The organism is Pseudomonas sp. HMSC076A11, from assembly GCF_001810205.1.
Classification (GTDB): Bacteria; Pseudomonadota; Gammaproteobacteria; order Pseudomonadales; family Pseudomonadaceae; genus Pseudomonas; species Pseudomonas aeruginosa.
Genome location: NZ_KV800317.1, coordinates 14,210 through 29,487, shown reverse-complemented (window position 1 = coordinate 29,487; position 15,278 = coordinate 14,210). Strand labels below are relative to the sequence as shown.

Below are 15,278 nucleotides of genomic sequence, written 5' to 3'. Positions count from 1 at the left end.
TTTCCCTGTCACGCCAACGGAGTCGACCATGAACAGAGCAATCAGCCTTCCCCTCAAGGGAGCCGCCTGGCTCCTGCTGGTCCTGGCCCTGCCTTTCGCCAACGCCCAGGACATGAACAAGACCGCGCCACAGACCTTCGTCAGCGAGGCCTCGGCGGCCGGCGTAGCGGAAATCGAAGCCGGCAAGATGGCGCTGGAAAAGAGCACTGCCGCCGATGTGAAGGTATTCGCCAAGCAGATGATCGACGACCACGGCAAGGTCAACGCCGAACTGCGCAGCCTGGCCGAGCGCAAGAAACTGGAGGTCGAAGACGACGCCAGCCTGACCGACAAGGCCAAGGCGACCCTGCTCGACCTGCGCGACGCCTCCTTCGACCCGGCCTACGCCAATAACCAGGTGGCGGCCCACGAGAAAGCCGTGGAACTCTTCACCCAGGCCGCAGACAACCTCACCGACCCGGAACTGCAGGCCTTCGCCAAGACCCATCTGCCGGCCCTGAAGCATCACCTGGAGATGGCCCGCGCGCTGGCCAAGGCGCACCCATCCAAGTAACGCCCCCGCGGGCGGAGCCTGGCCAGGCATGAGTTTCAGCCTGTGGTTGCTGGTACTGGGCTGCATCCTGCTGACGCTCGGCCTGGCCTCGGCCTACCTGCGCCTGCTGCCGGTCAGCACCTCGTTCATCTACCTGCTGTTCGGCCTGGCCATCGGCCCGGCCGGGCTGCACGCCTGGCGCAGCGGCCTGGCGGACATCAGCGGCTGGTTCGAACACCTCAGCGAGGCGGCGTTGCTGATCTCGCTGTTCATCGGCGGCCTCAAGCTGCGCCTGCCGTTGCGCTCGCCGGCCTGGACCGCTGCCTGGCTGCTGGCCGGACCAGTCCTGCTCGGCTGTATCCTCGGCCTTACCCTGGGCGCGCATTTCCTGTTCGGCCTGGACTGGGGGCTGGCCTTGCTGGTCGCGGCGATCCTCGCGCCCACCGATCCGGTGCTGGCCAGCGACATCCAGGTCAACCACGCCGGCGACGACGACCGCCTGCGCTACGCCGTATCCGGCGAGGCGGGACTCAACGACGGCATCGCCTTCCCCTTCGTCATCGCCGCCCTGCTGCTGATCGGTCAGGGCGGCGGCCTGCCCGGGGAGTTCGACCGCAGCGGCCTGGACTGGCTGCTGCGCGACGTGCTCTGGGCGATTCCGCTCGGCCTGCTGGTGGGCTATTGCCTGGGCCATGGTCTCGGCCGCCTGGCCATCCACCTGCGGGCGCGGCACACCGACACCTCGGTGTCGGCCAACGACTTCCTCGCCCTGGCGCTGATCGCGCTGTCCTATGTCGGCGCCGACGCACTGGGCGGCTGGGGCTTCCTCGCCAGCTTCGCCGCCGGGATCGGCCTGCGCCACGCCGAGGTGGCGACGCTGGGGCGCGCCTCGGCACCGGCCGAGGCGCAGGCGGCCGCCGCCGACGTGCGCGAGGCAGGGCAGGCCAGCGGCGCCATCGAGTATGGCGCCGACCGCAGCGAACACCCGAAGGTGGCGGCCGGCGCGGTGATGCTCGACGTGCTCTCCTTCGGCAACCTGCTGGAGCGCTCGCTGGAAGTGCTGCTGGTGACCCTGCTCGGCGCCATGCTCTACCAGCACTGGGACTGGCGCGCGCTGCCGCTGGCGCTGCTGCTGTTCTGCGTGTGCCGGCCGGCGATGGTCTGGCTGCTGGTCGGCCGGCGGCTGATGCACCCGGCGCAGCGGCGCCTGCTCGGCTGGTTCGGCATCCGCGGCATCGGCAGCCTGTACTACCTCAGCTACGCGCTGAACCAGGGGCTGCCTACGGCGCTAGCGCATACCGCCAGCGACCTGGTGCTGAGCCTCGTCGCCCTGAGCATCTGCGTGCACGGCCTGAGCATCCAGCCGCTGCTGATGCGCCAGGCGCGCAGCGTCAGTCGCCGCGATCGGGAATGATCGAGATCTTGCCGTTCTTCTCGAGGATGGCGAAGCGGATCTGCTCCATGCGTTCCAGGCCCTGGGTCTCGCGGGCGGCCAGGAGAATGTCTTCCTCGCGCAGGCGGGCCTCGGCCAGGCGTGCGTGCAATGGCCTGCCGTACTCGACGATGAGCGTCGGCGAGCCCTCGATCAGGGTGTCGAGCTTCGGATGGCGCAGCTTGAGCAGGGACAGACCGACGTCGATGACGATCAGGGTGACGATCACCAGTACCGCGTTGACCAGCGAGAAGTCGTCGCCCAGCAGCGCCTGCTGGGTGGCTTCGCCGATGATCATCAGCAGCAGCAGGTCGAAGGTGGTGATGTCGGTCAGTGAACGCCGCCCGGCGATGCGGAAGAGTACCAGCAGGACCAGGTAGAGCGCGGCGGCTCGCAGTATGGAATCCATCGTGCGCCTCCTCGGAACGGATGACTCAGGGGTAGATGAACTGGTCGAAGGCCAGGCTCTCGCCGGCGAACTCCAGTCGACTGGCGACTTCGCCGAGCTGGTTCGGCAACAACGTCAGGAACAGGCTCAGGCGACCGTCTTCGTCGAGCCTTCCCTCCAGTTCCAGGCCACCCCGCCAGCTGTGACTGCGCAGCGGTTGCGGTTGCAGGCTCTGGATGCTGTGCGCCTGTAGCAGTCCGCCGCCCAGGCGCACGCCAACTTCGGTGCCCGGCGCGCCGCGCAGATCGATGCGCAGGCGGCTGGCGGCGCCGCTGCGTTCGAAACGCTCGTAGGCCAGGGTCAGCCTGCCGCTGTCGCTGACCAGCGTCCGCGAACTCAGAGGCCCGCCGGCGAACACCCCGGTCAGCGCCAGGAGGATCACCCCGAGCAGGACCCACAGGCCCGCCCGTTCGAAACGCCAGGCGCGGCGCTGGCTTTCCAGGCGCTCCGGGATCGGATACTCGCGCTGGTCGAACGCATCGTCTGCGGCGTCTTCTGGGGCAGGGCGCATGGCTGGCTCCTTCGCTCGCGGTCTCTCAGGCTGGACCCCGGTCGACGTGGTTGGTGCCGGCGGGCTTACCAGCGGTCCGCGCGGGTCGGGCAATCTGCACGATGAACAGGCGCCTTCCGGGCACTCTGCTGATCGCACTTTGCGATCAGTCCGCGCCCAATCGCCGTGGTCACGCTGCTCCGGCGCAAGCGGGGCGGACGGCGCGAACCTTGCAGCGAAGCCTTCCTGACAATCCGACAGGGAGAACCATGGTGAACGGAGAAAACAAGATCGTCCTGGTCCTCGAAGAACACGCCGACCAGCTCTGGCGGATCGAGGAATTCCTCCTCGATCGAGGCTACGCGGTGCTCAGCGCGGCGAGTCGCGACGAAGCCCTCGACCACCTGGCCTCGGACGCGGTGATCGACCTGTTCCTGCTCAGCGAGCAGCTCGAAGGTCCTCTGAGCGGCAGCATGCTCATCGAAACCAGCCTGCCGGTGCGCCCGCGGATGCGGGTGATCCTGCTCAGCGACAGCGCTCGCGTCGGCATCGACCCGGCGGCACCCTATCCGGTGCTGCTCAAACCGGTGACCCTGGAGGAACTGGGGAAAGCCATCGACATGGTCCTGCACAGCGCGCCGGTCTGCCCCGGCGTCTGAGCACCGAGGAGCCCACCATGCCCAGCAGCAAGCCGCTCGCCGAGTACGCCCGCAAGCGCGATTTCCGCCAGACCCCGGAGCCCAGCGGCCGCAAGCCTCGCAAGGACAGCACCGGGCTGCTCCGCTATTGCGTCCAGAAGCACGACGCCAGCCGCCTGCACTACGACTTCCGCCTGGAGCTGGATGGCACCCTGAAGAGCTGGGCGGTGCCCAAGGGGCCGTGCCTCGACCCGGCGGTGAAGCGGCTCGCGGTGCAGGTTGAGGACCATCCGCTGGACTATGCCGATTTCGAAGGCAGCATCCCCCAGGGGCACTACGGCGCCGGCGATGTCATCGTCTGGGACCGAGGCGCCTGGACGCCTCTGGACGATCCGCGCGAGGGCCTGGAAAAGGGCCATCTCAGCTTCGCCCTGGATGGCGAGAAACTCTCCGGGCGTTGGCACCTGATCCGCACCAACCTGCGCGGCAAGCAGCCCCAGTGGTTCCTGGTCAAGGCCAAGGACGGCGAGGCGCGCAGCCTGGATCGCTTCGACGTGCTGAAGGAGCGTCCCGACAGCGTGCTCAGCGAGCGTACGCTGCTGCCCCGCCATGGCGAAGCCGCCACGCCCGCGGCCAGGCCGGCGCGACGCGGCAAGAGCGGGGGGAAGACGCCGATGCCCGAGTGGATCGCCCCCGAGCTGGCCAGCCTGGTCGAGCAGCCTCCGCGAGGGGAGTGGGCCTACGAACTCAAGCTGGACGGCTATCGGCTGATGAGCCGCATCGAAGACGGCCACGTGCGCCTGCTGACCCGCAACGGCCATGACTGGACCGAACGCCTGCCGCACCTGGAGAAGGCCTTGGCCGGGCTCGGTCTGCAGCGCAGTTGGCTGGACGGCGAACTGGTCGTCCTCGACGAGGAGGGTCGACCGGACTTCCAGGCCCTGCAGAACGCCTTCGAGGAAGGTCGCGGCGAGAACATCCTGTACGTCCTCTTCGACCTGCCGTACCACGAAGGCGAGGATCTGCGCGATGTCGCCCTGGAGGAGCGCCGCGCGCGCCTGGAGGCGCTGCTGGAAGGGCGAGACGAAGACCCGCTGCGGTTCTCCGCGACGCTCGCGGAAGACCCCCGCGACCTGCTGGCCAGCGCCTGCAAGCTCGGTCTCGAAGGCGTGATCGGCAAGCGTCTGGGCAGCGCCTACCGTTCGCGCCGCAGCAACGACTGGATCAAGCTGAAGTGCCAGTTGCGCCAGGAGTTCGTGATCGTCGGCTATACCGAGCCGAAGGGCTCTCGCCGGCATATCGGCGCCTTGCTGCTCGGCCTCTACAGCCCTGACGAGGAGCGCCGGCTGCGCTATGCCGGCAAGGTCGGCAGCGGCTTCACCGCGGCCAGCCTGAAGAAGGTCCGTGAGCGCCTGGAACCCCTCGCGGTCCGTTCCAGCCCATTGGCGAAGGTGCCGCCGGCGCGCGAGACCGGGTCGGTGCAGTGGGTGCGCCCGCAACAGCTGTGCGAGGTTTCCTATGCGCAGATGACCCGTGGCGGGATCATCCGCCAGGCAGTGTTCCACGGCTTGCGCGAAGACAAGCCGGCGCGTGAGGTGACCGGCGAGCGTCCCGCCGGCCCGCCGCCGCTGCGCGGCGCGCGCAAGGCCGGCGCCGGTGCGTCGCGGGCGGCCACCGCCGGCGTGCGCATCAGCCATCCGCAGCGGCTGATCGACCCGTCGATCCAGGCCAGCAAGCTGGAACTCGCCGAGTTCCATGCGCGCTACGCCGACCTGCTCCTGCGCGACCTGCGCGAGCGCCCGGTGTCGCTGGTGCGCGGCCCCGACGGAATCGGCGGCGAACTGTTCTTCCAGAAGCACGCGGCGCGCCTGAAGATCCCCGGCATCGTCCAGCTCGACCCGGCGCTCGATCCCGGTCATCCGCCGCTGTTGCAGATCCGCAGCGCCGAGGCGCTGGTCGGCGCGGTGCAGATGGGCAGCATCGAATTCCATACCTGGAACGCCAGCCTGGCCAACCTGGAGCGGCCCGACCGTTTCGTCCTCGACCTCGACCCGGACCCGGCGCTGCCGTGGAAGCGCATGCTCGAAGCGACCCAGCTGAGCCTGACGTTGCTCGACGAGCTGGGCCTGCGCGCCTTCCTCAAGACCAGCGGCGGCAAGGGCATGCACCTGCTGGTGCCGCTGGAGCGCCGGCATGGCTGGGACGAGGTCAAGGATTTCGCCCAGGCCATCTCCCAGCACTTGGCGCGCCTGATGCCGGAGCGTTTCTCGGCGGTTTCCGGGCCGCGCAACCGGGTCGGCAAGATCTTCGTCGACTACCTGCGCAACAGCCGCGGCGCCAGCACCGTGGCCGCCTACTCGGTGCGCGCCCGCGAAGGGTTGCCGGTGTCGGTACCGGTGTTCCGCGAGGAACTCGACTCGCTGCAGGGCGCCAACCAATGGAACCTGCGCAGTCTGCCGCAGCGCCTCGACGAACTCGCCGGCGACGATCCCTGGGCCGACTACGCCGGCACCCGCCAGCGCATCAGCGCGGCCATGCGGCGCCAGCTCGGGCGCGGCTGACCGTCCGCGAAAAAGGCGGAACTCCCCCGGCGCACAGGGCCTCCACCGTGCAACGAGATGCCGAGGAGGCCCCCGATGGATACCGCCTACCTGATCCTCGCGCTGCTGGTCCTGTTGCTCCTGGTGGATGCCTGGGCCATCAACAGCGTGCTCCGCAGCGACAGCTCCGCCAGTCGCAAGCTCGGCTGGTCGCTGCTGATCCTGCTCCTGCCCGTGCTCGGCCTGGTCCTCTGGGGCTGGACCGGCCCCCGTGGCTTGCGCCCGGTGACCTCGCCGGAACACAGCAAGTGAACCCCACTGGAGATTGCCCATGAACAGCGAAACCTGTGCCTGTCCCAAATGCACCTGCCAGCCCGGCGCCGATGCCGTCGAACGCGACGGCCAGCACTATTGCTGCGCGGCCTGCGCCGGCGGCCACCCCCAGGGCGAGCCGTGTCGCGACGCCGATTGCCCCTGTGGCGGCACTACCCGGCCCCAGGTGGCGGAGGATCGCCAGCTGGACGACGCGTTGAAGGAGACCTTTCCCGCCAGCGACCCGATCTCGCCCTGAGGAGCGTGCCATGCCCGACCTGCAACTCGCGGACGAGGCCTCTCGTCTGGTGACCTACCTGCGTAGCGCCGACCTCAGCCTGATCACTGCGGAATCCTGTACTGCCGGGCAGATCAGCGCCGAACTGTCGGCGGTGGCCGGCAGCGGCAAGGTGATGGAAGGCGGCTTCGTCGTCTATTCGCCGGCGGCCAAGCTTGCCCTGCTGGGGCTCGACCCGAACTGGCTGGAGCGTTTCAACCTGACCAGCGTGGAGGTCGCCGAGGCCATGGCCAGGGCGGCCCTGCAACGCAGTCCGGCGAGCGCCGCGCTGGCGGTCACGGGGTTGCTCGGCAGTGAAGCGAAGGACGGCATCCCGCCCGGTACCGTGTGCTTCGCCTGGGCCTTCCGGTTGCCCGCCGGCCTCGCCTTGTTCTCGCGCCGCGAGCGCTTCCACGGCGACCCCGCGCGGATGCGCCGGGAAGCCACCCGCTGGGCGCTGCGGCGCCTGCCCGAATTCCATCAACGCGCCTTGCGCGGCGAACGCGCCTGAGGCGTCCGACAGAGAGGAAACCACCATGAGCGAACAGCGACAGACACTGCCGGCGCAGCACCAGGACCAACGTCCCGGCCACGAAAGCGAGATGCAGCCGAAGCCGGAGTTCGTTTCCGCCGATTACCGTCCGGCGGCCAAGCTGGAAGGTAAGGTGGCCCTGGTCACCGGCGGCGACAGTGGTATCGGCCGCGCGGTGGCGGTGGCTTTCGCCCGCGAGAAGGCGGATGTGGTGCTGGTCTACCTGGATGAGAACGAAGACGCGGCGAAGACCCGCGAGATCATCGAGTCGCTCGGTCGCCAGTGCCTGGCGTTCGCCGGCGACGTCGCCGACGCCGGCTTCTGCCGCCAGGTGGTGGACACGCTAAGGCAGAAATGGGGGCGCCTCGACGTGCTGGTCAACAACGCCGGCGAGCAGCATCCGCAGGCGCGCCTGGAGGACATCAGCGAAGAGCAGTGGGAGAAGACCTTCCGCACCAACATCTTCGGCATGTTCCAGTTGACCAAGGCGGCCCTGCCGCTGATGGGCAAGGGCGGGGCGATCATCAACACCACCTCGATCACCGCCTACAAGGGCAACCCCCAGCTGATCGACTATTCCTCGACCAAGGGCGCGATCACCTCGTTCACCCGGTCGCTGTCGATGAACCTGGTCAACCGCGGCATCCGCGTCAACGCCGTGGCCCCGGGCCCGATCTGGACGCCGCTGATCCCGTCCACCTTCAGCGCCGAGAAGGTCGCCCACTTCGGCGCGGATACGCCGATGGGCCGGCCCGGCCAGCCGGAAGAGCTGGCCGCCAGCTACGTCTACCTGGCCTGTAACGACTCGTCCTACGTCAGCGGCCAGGTGCTGCACGTCAACGGCGGTACGGTAGTCAACGGCTGAGGCGCCCCGGCGGCCGCGTTCACTCGCGTGCCGCCGCCGGCAGCAGGGGGTAGACCCGCACCGCGCTCAGACGCTGCGGGAACAGCAGGGGATAGCAGAGTTGCAGGCGAACGTGCGCCTCGCTGGTGCTGAGGGTTGGCGCGAAAGTGGTGAGCACGGTCCGGCCGGGTTGTCCGGCGTCTGAGAAATGAACCATGAAAGCCTGCATCGGAGCGCTCCTGCCGGGATACGGGAAAGGTCACTGCTCAGTGAAGCTGCGCTCCAGCTCTCGCGCCAGTCCGCACACCGACCGTTGGCAACGGCATTCCTCCCGACTGACGCCGGCGCCCGGCGGTTCCGTCGTGCGGACAGGCGGGCCGCCGGCGAAAAAGAATGAACCATCGCGGCCGCCGCGACTCCGCTTCTAGGTAGCCGGAACGGCCGGCCGCGACGCAGACAAGGAGCATGCCGATGAAACGCGACTGGGGGTTGATCAGGGATCTGCTGGAGCATCTGGAAAGCCTTGGCTTCGGCCAGCACTGGGAAGCACGCGAGCTACCCGGTCATTGCCGCGAGGCGGTGGCCTACCACTTGCAGTTGCTCAACCAGGCGCAACTGCTCTGCGGCAGCGTCCAGCATTCCTGGACCGGCCAGGAGCAATGGGTGGTCCACCACCTGACCCTGGCCGGCCACGACCTGCTCGACCGCCTGCGCCAGGAAAGCGCGGCGGCCGCCGTGCCGGTACGCAAGAGCGCCTGAGAAAACCCCGCAAGCACCGGCCTGCAGCGGCGGGCCGGAAGGAAGCCCGGCGATGCCCGACAGCCAAGACCAGACCCCAAGTGCGGTCCAGACCCTGAAAGCCAGCATCCTCGCCAAACTGCGCTACAGCGTCGGCCGCGACCCATCCACCGCGTGCCCGCACGACTGGTTCGAAGCGGTGGCCCTGGCGGTGCGCGACCACATCATCGACCACTGGGAGGAGGCCACCCCGCAAGGTGAAGCGCCCGCGCGCAAGCGGGTCTACTACCTGTCCCTGGAGTTCCTCATCGGTCGCCTGTTGCTGGACAACCTCGGCAACCTCGGGCTGCTCGAGGAAACCCGCCAGGCCCTTGCCGAGCTGGGCGTCGACCTGCAGCGGATCGTTGCCCTGGAGCCGGACGCGGCGCTCGGCAACGGCGGCCTCGGACGCCTGGCGGCATGCTTCATGGAAAGCATGGCCAGCCTCGACATTCCCGCGCATGGCTATGGCATCCGCTACGAGCATGGCCTGTTCCGCCAGGTGCTGACCGACGGCTGGCAGCAGGAGCAGACCGAGACCTGGCTGGATTTCGGCAATCCCTGGGAGTTCGAACGACCCGAGGTCAGCTACTACATCGACTTCGGCGGCAGCGTGCAGGTCGACAGCGAGCACAGTGGCCGAGCCATCTGGCGGCCGGACGAGCGGATCCGGGCGATCGCCTACGACACGCCGATCGTCGGCTGGCGGCGTGCCAGCGTCAATACCCTGCGCCTGTGGCGCGCTCGCGCCGAGGAAGACCTGCAACTGGACCGTTTCAACGCCGGCGACCATATCGGCGCGGTGGTCGACGTGGTCAAGGCGGAGAGCATCTCGCGGGTGCTGTATCCGGCAGACAGCACCGAGGCCGGTCAGGAACTGCGCCTGCGCCAGGAGTACTTCTTCGTCTCAGCCTCGCTGCAGGACCTGCTCGACCGCCACCTGCGCCATCATCACGACCTGCGTAGCCTGCCGGAACAGGTGGCGATCCAGCTCAACGACACCCACCCGGCGATCGCCGTCGCCGAGCTGATGCGGCAACTGGTGGACGTGCACCAACTGGCCTGGCCGGACGCCTGGGCGCTGAGCGTGGCGACCTTGTCCTACACCAACCACACGCTGCTCCCGGAAGCCCTGGAATCCTGGCCGGTGGCGCTGATGGAGCGCCTGTTGCCGCGCCACATGCAGATCATCTACCTGATCAATGCCTTCCATATAGACGCGCTGCGTGCCCAGGACATCCACGACTTCGACCTGTTGCGTTCGGTCAGCCTGATCGAGGAGGGCCACGGCCGACGGGTGCGCATGGGCAACCTGGCGTTCCTCGGTTCGCACCAGATCAACGGGGTATCGGCATTGCACACCGAGCTGATGCGCGAAACCGTGTTCCATGACCTGCATCGCCTCTATCCGCAGCGCATCAGCAACAAGACCAACGGCGTGTCGTTCCGCCGCTGGCTGTTCCAGGCCAACCCGGGGTTGACCGAGCTGCTGGTGGAGACCCTCGGCGCCGACCTGCTGGACACCCCGGAACGGCGCCTGCCGGACCTCGAGGAGCACGTCGAGGACGCCAGGCTGCGGGCGCGCTTCGCCGAGCAGCGCCGGCAGAACAAGACCGCCCTGGCGCGCCTGGTGCTGGACAGCCTCGGCGTGGCGATCGAACCGGAAGCGCTGTTCGATGTGCATATCAAGCGTATCCACGAATACAAGCGGCAGTTGCTCAACCTGCTGCACACCGTGGCGCTGTACCAGGAGATCCGCAACGACCCGACCGCCGACCGCGTGCCGCGGGTGAAGATCTTCGCCGGCAAGGCTGCCGCCAGCTACCACCAGGCCAAGCTGATCATCAAGCTGGCCAACGACATCGCCCGCACCATCAACGACGACCCCACCGTGCGCGGCCTGCTCAAGCTGGTGTTCCTGCCCAACTACAACGTCAGCCTGGCCGAGGCGATCATTCCCGCGGCGGACCTCTCCGAGCAGATTTCCACCGCCGGGCTCGAGGCCTCCGGGACCAGCAACATGAAGTTCGCCCTCAACGGCGCGCTGACCATCGGCACCCTGGACGGCGCCAACGTCGAGATGAGCCAGCGGATCGGCCTGGAACACATGTTCATCTTCGGCCTCAGCGCCCAGCAGGTGGAGCAGCGCCGGCAGGCCGGGGAGCTGGAGATGGGCGGGGTGATCGCGGCCTCGCCGCGGCTGGAGGAAGCCCTGGAGGCGATCCGCAGCGGGCTGTTCTCGGCCGACGACCGCAGCCGCTACGAAGGGCTGGTGGACGGCCTGGTGCACGACGACCGCTTCATGCTCTGCGCCGACTTCGAGGCCTACTGGCATGCGCAGTGCCGGGTCGAGGAAGTCTGGCGCGAGCCCGATCGCTGGTGGCGCTCGGCGTTGCTCAACGTGGCGCGGATCGGCTGGTTCAGCGCCGACCGGACGATCAGCGAATACGCCCGGGATATCTGGAAGCTATGAAGGGCCTTACCAGAAGCCGGCCGGGTGACGGCGTTCGGGGCCCTCCAGGCGAAGGTCGAAGGCGCGGCGGAAGAATACCGCCAGCTCGCTGTCCAGCACCATCGGGTTGATCGACGCCAGCTCGGCCGGCAGGCTGTGCCATTCCTGGGCCCCGGCCAGGTACTGGCGATGGATGACCCGCTCGCCGGGAATCGCCAGCAGGCTGTAGTGGCTTTTCTCGCCTCCCGGCTCGCCGACTTCCAGGCGCAGGCGAGGATGGCCGTCCTCGTCGAGGTCGAGGTCCACGTTGCAGTCCAGGCCGTAGCTGCGCGCCTCTTCGCAGGAGTCGACGAAAAGCGGTTTCGCCACCTGTTCGACGAGAGAAATGAAATAGTGCTGGAATCGCACTTCGTCACTGTTTTCCATGGCGAGTTCCATTTGTTTTAAAGTTCGACGATTAATTATTGAATGGGTCTATCGGAATGTCAGGGGTTGCAATAGAAAAGAATAATTAAGTGCCTCCGCCTGGGCATTCTTCGGTATTCGCTCCATGATATTCGGGGTAGGGTTCCTGATCACTGTCTCCCGGTTCGAAATTCCATTCATGGCAATCGCGATCGGGTTCTTCGTTGCTTACCACGGGATCGCTGTAGGCCGGATGCTCGTAGGGTTTCATGGTGCTCCTCCGAGATGTGCGGGCTTTCATCTGACGCAATTCGGGGATTCCTGTCAATGCTGGCAATGGAATAAGGCAAGGATCTTTGAACCCTATGGATTGCGCTCGAAACATGCTGGCAAAGCGCTTCGCTTTCATTCGCTGAAAATAATCTGAACCACTGGCGAAACACCCTCTCAGAGTTAGGGCATGCGCAACGCATGCGTCCATGAAATCTGTTCTGAAGAGATTATTCGGAGGAAATAGAAATGGCACAGCATCAAGGTGGTAAAGGCAACTTCGCGGAAGACCCGAAACGTGCTTCGGAGGCCGGCAAGAAGGGCGGCCAGGCCAGCGGCGGCAACTTCAAGAACGATCCGCAGCGGGCCTCCGAGGCTGGCAAGAAAGGTGGCCAGCGCAGCCACGGCGGGAACTGATAACCGCGCAGTGAAGTGAATGGGGCGGAGCAGGGAGGCATCCGCCCCATTTTCATGCCCAGGATGAGGAGAGGAAACCGATGAGCGAGCAGAACAACGAGCAGCGCCGCCGCCACCAGCACCGCCAGCAGGGTGGCCAGGCGCGGCCATTTGCCTTGCAACAGGTTCATCGGGACATCTCTCCCATCCACAGGATCAGACCGGCGCAGATCGCGCAGTACAACGCGCCCTGGAACAGCGCTTCGTGCCAGACCCGCTGCAACACGCCGAAGCGCCGCAACAGCGGGTTGAGCAGCAGCAGGATCAGCCAGGCCAGCAGCAACGCCTGGGCGATCGGCGGCAGGTAGGCGCCCCCGACCTCGACATCAGCGGGCATGTCCGCCCTCCTCTTCTGGTTCTTCGACGACCGCCGGTGCGCCGCGGTCCTCCTCCAGCAGCGTCCGATAGCGTTGCAGCGACTGCTGCAGGATCAGTACCGCGACATTCATGATGAAGCGCTGCCGCGTCGCCCCGAGGTCCTTCGACGGCTGCGCCAGCAAGGCCTCCAGGCCCCGGCCGAAACGCCGCAGGGCGGCCAGGGCGAGGTCCTGCCGCGGGGCGTCCGCGCCGCCGGCTATGTAGGCGGCGACCTCGCGCAGCGCCTCGCCCAGCAGCGGCTGCAACTCCAGCGGTACCACCCCGGCGTCATGCAGCGGCTCGCGCAGGCGGTTTAACGCCACGCCCATCACCACGCAGCCCAGGGCGCACTGGAAACGTTCCGCCGCAGCCGGCTCCTGGCTCGCCGGCAGCAGGCCGACCATCACCGCCAGGCGATCGATCATCCGCGTCTCGAAGGCAAAGCGCTGCGCCTCGCTGGCCTCGCAACGCGACATTTCCGCGACGTCCTGGCGCGACAGGTAGAGCAGCCGGCGCAGGCGCGGGTCGGCGCGGAACGGATAGACCAGGGCGAACACCAGCACGGCGAGGACCGCCGCGGCGAGGAAGCCGCCGACGAACTCGAACCACTGCGAAGCGTTGCTGTAGTAGACCGCGATATTCTGCGGCGCCACCATCAGCAGGGTCTCCAGGCCGATGCCCATGGCGATCCCGGCGCTCAGCGGGCTGCTCAGGCCGACCGCGACCACGTACAGCAGCAACGCCATCCACAGCGCCAGCCACTCGAAGTCGGCGGATGCCGGCAACAGCACGAACAGCAGCGCCGCCGAGATCAGGATCGCCAGCAGCAGCCCGCGCAGGAAGTTCTGCGCCGCCAGCAGCGGACGCGGGAAGGTCGCCATCAGCGAGCACATCACGCCGACCAGCAGCAGGCTGCTGAGGGCGCCGTTCCAGGCGCTGGTGATCCACAGCCAGGCGGCGCAGGACAAGGCGACGAAAGCGCGCACGGCGTTCATCGAGGCCAGCGCCCAGTCCAGGTGCAGCGCCTGCGCCTGGCCACGGCGGTAGAAACTGCTGGCCTGGCGGCCGGACTGGATCGCATCGTTGAGTTCGAGCACTTCGCCCAGGCGCTGGAACAGCCGCGCGTATTCCCAGCGCAGGATCGCCACCTGCGGGCGCAGCGCCGGGCTCAGCGCCTCGTCGTAGGACTCCGCGCGCGTCGCCGCGGCATCGAAGGCCTGGCGCACCGCCTGGAACTCCTCCAGCACCTCGGAGGGTACCGCCCGCCCCTGCTCGGCCAGCGCGTCCAGCACCCGCAATGCACGATCCAGCAGCGCCTGGATATCCGCCGGCAACGGCCCGACCCAGTGCGCCCGCACCAGCAGGCGATGCTGGCGCAGCAGCAACAGCCGCGAGGCCATCAGCACCAGCAGGTTGCCCAGCAACTGCACCAGGCCATCGGCGCGGCGCAGGTTCGGCGCGTCGAAATAGAGGTGCCGGCGCAGGCCGTCCAGCGCGGTGATGCTGGCGACCAGTTGCATCTGCCGCTGGTTGAACGACTCGTCGCCCTCGTCGCCGCGGATCACCGCCGCGGCGTGCCGCGCGGTACTGCGGATCAGGCCATCGACCTGGGCGAAGTAGCCCTTCGCCACCGCCTGCGGACGCGCGCTGAGCAGGCTGACCAGGGCCACGCAGGCGACGCCCAGCAGGGTCTCGGTGACCCGCACCACGGCGAGCATGAAGGTGTTTTCCGGATCGGGAATCGACAGCACGGCGACGATCACCGCGGTGAAGCCGCTGAGCACGAAGGCGTGCGAATCGGTGTAGCGCAGCAAGGTGCCGCCGGCGGTGCAGAGCGCCAGCCAGAGTCCCAGGGCGACGAAGAACGGCAACGGTTGCTGGGCGAACAGCGCCATGATCAGCACCGCCACCACGGCGCCGGCGAAGGTACCGACGACCTGGGCGAAGCTGCGCTTGAGAGCCATCCCGGCCAGCGGCTGGCTGACGATGACCACGGTCATCAGCGCCCACTTCGGCTGCTCCAGGTCGAAGAGGAAGGCCAGGTAGAGGGTCAGCAGCCCGGCGGCGACGGTGCGCAGGGCGAACAGCAGGGTTTCCCGCGGCGGCCGCCAGAGCAAGCGGGCGTAGAGTTTCAGCCCTTCCATGCCCGGCCCCGCACCTCCAGGCAACGGTTGGCCGCGGACCAGGCGGCGATGAAGCGACTCGACATGCTGGTTTCTCGTTCGGGGTTGATGCGGCGGGTTCGCTTCCAGTCTAGAAGGCGCAAGGAAATCCGTGGCCGCCTACGGGGGCGGGCAGGTGCGGTCGGCCACGGAGCGACGAGTCGCGGCTACAGGGTAAAAGCCCCGACGGCCTTCCCGGTAGCGCGTCCAGGCGAAAACCGTTTTCGCTGAGAACGAACGCTGCGGCGCCTTTCGATTGGGTAAGCTTGCTCAGGGCTGGATCGATTTAGCTTGCGAATCAAGCGGATAGAAAGCCCAAGGAAAACGACCAGGAGGAGCCGAGAATGCGTCGAG

General features: G+C 67.6%; 16 protein-coding genes and 2 pseudogenes. 11 read left to right on the top strand and 7 right to left on the bottom strand.

Going from position 1 to position 15,278, the window contains the following annotated elements:
- Nucleotides 1-28: 28 nt before the first annotated feature.
- Nucleotides 29-553 (top strand): DUF4142 domain-containing protein, encoded by a 525-nt coding sequence (locus HMPREF2716_RS23470; protein WP_003088871.1) that lies wholly within the window; start codon nucleotides 29-31, stop codon nucleotides 551-553.
- 28 nt (nucleotides 554-581) lie between these two features.
- Nucleotides 582-1,946, top strand: coding sequence for a cation:proton antiporter (locus HMPREF2716_RS23465; RefSeq protein ID WP_003142470.1), 1,365 nt, complete (start codon nucleotides 582-584; stop codon nucleotides 1,944-1,946).
- Here HMPREF2716_RS23465 and HMPREF2716_RS23460 read toward each other — a convergent pair.
- Nucleotides 1,924-2,373, bottom strand: coding sequence for a DUF421 domain-containing protein (locus HMPREF2716_RS23460; protein ID WP_023518626.1), 450 nt, complete (start codon nucleotides 2,371-2,373; stop codon nucleotides 1,924-1,926). The two genes, HMPREF2716_RS23465 and HMPREF2716_RS23460, sit on opposite strands and share 23 nt — an antisense overlap.
- Nucleotides 2,374-2,398: 25 nt before the next feature.
- Nucleotides 2,399-2,923: a hypothetical protein gene (locus tag HMPREF2716_RS23455; protein WP_003088874.1), complete on the bottom strand. Its 525-nt coding sequence runs from the start codon at nucleotides 2,921-2,923 to the stop codon at nucleotides 2,399-2,401.
- A 248-nt stretch (nucleotides 2,924-3,171) separates the two neighbouring features.
- Between HMPREF2716_RS23455 and HMPREF2716_RS23450 the strand changes: the two genes are divergently transcribed.
- The 6 genes and pseudogenes from HMPREF2716_RS23450 (at nucleotide 3,172) to HMPREF2716_RS23425 (ending at nucleotide 8,066) form a co-directional block, all read left to right on the top strand.
- Entirely contained in the window at nucleotides 3,172-3,561 is a 390-nt protein-coding gene (locus HMPREF2716_RS23450; protein ID WP_003102170.1) for a response regulator, read from the top strand.
- A gap of 17 nt (nucleotides 3,562-3,578) precedes the next feature.
- On the top strand, nucleotides 3,579-6,101 hold the full coding sequence (gene ligD, locus HMPREF2716_RS23445) for a DNA ligase D (protein ID WP_009876372.1): 2,523 nt from the start codon (nucleotides 3,579-3,581) through the stop codon (nucleotides 6,099-6,101).
- 75 nt (nucleotides 6,102-6,176) lie between these two features.
- Nucleotides 6,177-6,392, top strand: coding sequence for a PLDc N-terminal domain-containing protein (locus HMPREF2716_RS23440; RefSeq protein WP_003088893.1), 216 nt, complete (start codon nucleotides 6,177-6,179; stop codon nucleotides 6,390-6,392).
- 19 nt (nucleotides 6,393-6,411) lie between these two features.
- Entirely contained in the window at nucleotides 6,412-6,651 is a 240-nt protein-coding gene (locus HMPREF2716_RS23435) for a metallothionein (protein ID WP_003120196.1), read from the top strand.
- A 10-nt stretch (nucleotides 6,652-6,661) separates the two neighbouring features.
- Nucleotides 6,662-7,209, top strand: a pseudogene (locus tag HMPREF2716_RS23430) (CinA family protein).
- On the top strand, nucleotides 7,206-8,066 hold the full coding sequence (locus HMPREF2716_RS23425; protein WP_003100806.1) for an SDR family oxidoreductase: 861 nt from the start codon (nucleotides 7,206-7,208) through the stop codon (nucleotides 8,064-8,066). The pseudogene HMPREF2716_RS23430 and the gene HMPREF2716_RS23425 overlap by 4 nt, the downstream one beginning before the upstream one ends.
- Nucleotides 8,067-8,085: 19 nt before the next feature.
- Here the strand turns inward: HMPREF2716_RS23425 and HMPREF2716_RS23420 are convergent, their stop codons facing one another.
- On the bottom strand, nucleotides 8,086-8,274 hold the full coding sequence (locus HMPREF2716_RS23420; RefSeq protein WP_003088902.1) for a hypothetical protein: 189 nt from the start codon (nucleotides 8,272-8,274) through the stop codon (nucleotides 8,086-8,088).
- A gap of 242 nt (nucleotides 8,275-8,516) precedes the next feature.
- On the opposite strand from HMPREF2716_RS23420, the gene HMPREF2716_RS23415 reads away from it, so the two are divergent.
- A complete protein-coding gene (locus HMPREF2716_RS23415) occupies nucleotides 8,517-8,804 on the top strand; it encodes a DUF2513 domain-containing protein (protein WP_003100808.1) in 288 nt (95 codons plus the stop codon).
- A gap of 52 nt (nucleotides 8,805-8,856) precedes the next feature.
- Nucleotides 8,857-11,295, top strand: coding sequence for a glycogen/starch/alpha-glucan phosphorylase (locus HMPREF2716_RS23410; RefSeq protein WP_003100816.1), 2,439 nt, complete (start codon nucleotides 8,857-8,859; stop codon nucleotides 11,293-11,295).
- Nucleotides 11,296-11,301: 6 nt separating this feature from the next.
- Here HMPREF2716_RS23410 and HMPREF2716_RS23405 read toward each other — a convergent pair whose 3' ends face one another.
- The gene (locus HMPREF2716_RS23405; RefSeq protein WP_003100818.1) at nucleotides 11,302-11,700 is read right to left on the bottom strand and encodes a hypothetical protein; all 399 of its coding nucleotides are present in this window, start codon (nucleotides 11,698-11,700) and stop codon (nucleotides 11,302-11,304) included.
- A 498-nt stretch (nucleotides 11,701-12,198) separates the two neighbouring features.
- Here HMPREF2716_RS23405 and HMPREF2716_RS23400 point away from each other — a divergent pair, with 498 nt between their 5' ends.
- A complete protein-coding gene (locus HMPREF2716_RS23400; RefSeq protein ID WP_003088912.1) occupies nucleotides 12,199-12,366 on the top strand; it encodes a con-10 family general stress protein in 168 nt (55 codons plus the stop codon).
- 98 nt (nucleotides 12,367-12,464) lie between these two features.
- Here the strand turns inward: HMPREF2716_RS23400 and HMPREF2716_RS29900 are convergent.
- The 3 genes and pseudogenes from HMPREF2716_RS29900 to HMPREF2716_RS23390 all read right to left on the bottom strand — a co-directional run.
- Nucleotides 12,465-12,536: pseudogene (locus HMPREF2716_RS29900) on the bottom strand (hypothetical protein); the annotation flags it as partial.
- A complete protein-coding gene (locus HMPREF2716_RS23395) occupies nucleotides 12,533-12,742 on the bottom strand; it encodes a DUF1656 domain-containing protein (protein WP_003116901.1) in 210 nt (69 codons plus the stop codon). The gene HMPREF2716_RS23395 and the pseudogene HMPREF2716_RS29900, both read right to left, overlap by 4 nt.
- The gene (locus HMPREF2716_RS23390) at nucleotides 12,732-14,906 is read right to left on the bottom strand and encodes an FUSC family protein (RefSeq protein ID WP_014603847.1); all 2,175 of its coding nucleotides are present in this window, start codon (nucleotides 14,904-14,906) and stop codon (nucleotides 12,732-12,734) included. The genes HMPREF2716_RS23395 and HMPREF2716_RS23390 overlap by 11 nt, the downstream gene beginning before the upstream one ends.
- Nucleotides 14,907-15,278: the final 372 nt, after the last annotated feature.

Bases quoted from the DNA above. Each gene is read 5' to 3' on its own strand.
- HMPREF2716_RS23425 (WP_003100806.1), top strand. From the start codon at position 7,206: ATGAGCGAACAGCGACAGACACTGCCGGCGCAGCACCAGGACCAACGT.
- HMPREF2716_RS23415 (WP_003100808.1), top strand. From the start codon at position 8,517: ATGAAACGCGACTGGGGGTTGATCAGGGATCTGCTGGAGCATCTGGAA.
- HMPREF2716_RS23400 (WP_003088912.1), top strand. From the start codon at position 12,199: ATGGCACAGCATCAAGGTGGTAAAGGCAACTTCGCGGAAGACCCGAAA.
- HMPREF2716_RS23440 (WP_003088893.1), top strand. From the start codon at position 6,177: ATGGATACCGCCTACCTGATCCTCGCGCTGCTGGTCCTGTTGCTCCTG.
- HMPREF2716_RS23455 (WP_003088874.1), bottom strand. From the start codon at position 2,923: ATGCGCCCTGCCCCAGAAGACGCCGCAGACGATGCGTTCGACCAGCGC.
- HMPREF2716_RS23405 (WP_003100818.1), bottom strand. From the start codon at position 11,700: ATGGAAAACAGTGACGAAGTGCGATTCCAGCACTATTTCATTTCTCTC.
- HMPREF2716_RS23465 (WP_003142470.1), top strand. From the start codon at position 582: ATGAGTTTCAGCCTGTGGTTGCTGGTACTGGGCTGCATCCTGCTGACG.
- HMPREF2716_RS23420 (WP_003088902.1), bottom strand. From the start codon at position 8,274: ATGCAGGCTTTCATGGTTCATTTCTCAGACGCCGGACAACCCGGCCGG.
- HMPREF2716_RS23450 (WP_003102170.1), top strand. From the start codon at position 3,172: ATGGTGAACGGAGAAAACAAGATCGTCCTGGTCCTCGAAGAACACGCC.
- ligD (WP_009876372.1), top strand. From the start codon at position 3,579: ATGCCCAGCAGCAAGCCGCTCGCCGAGTACGCCCGCAAGCGCGATTTC.
- HMPREF2716_RS23390 (WP_014603847.1), bottom strand. From the start codon at position 14,906: ATGGAAGGGCTGAAACTCTACGCCCGCTTGCTCTGGCGGCCGCCGCGG.
- HMPREF2716_RS23460 (WP_023518626.1), bottom strand. From the start codon at position 2,373: ATGGATTCCATACTGCGAGCCGCCGCGCTCTACCTGGTCCTGCTGGTA.
- HMPREF2716_RS23395 (WP_003116901.1), bottom strand. From the start codon at position 12,742: ATGCCCGCTGATGTCGAGGTCGGGGGCGCCTACCTGCCGCCGATCGCC.
- HMPREF2716_RS23470 (WP_003088871.1), top strand. From the start codon at position 29: ATGAACAGAGCAATCAGCCTTCCCCTCAAGGGAGCCGCCTGGCTCCTG.
- HMPREF2716_RS23435 (WP_003120196.1), top strand. From the start codon at position 6,412: ATGAACAGCGAAACCTGTGCCTGTCCCAAATGCACCTGCCAGCCCGGC.
- HMPREF2716_RS23410 (WP_003100816.1), top strand. From the start codon at position 8,857: ATGCCCGACAGCCAAGACCAGACCCCAAGTGCGGTCCAGACCCTGAAA.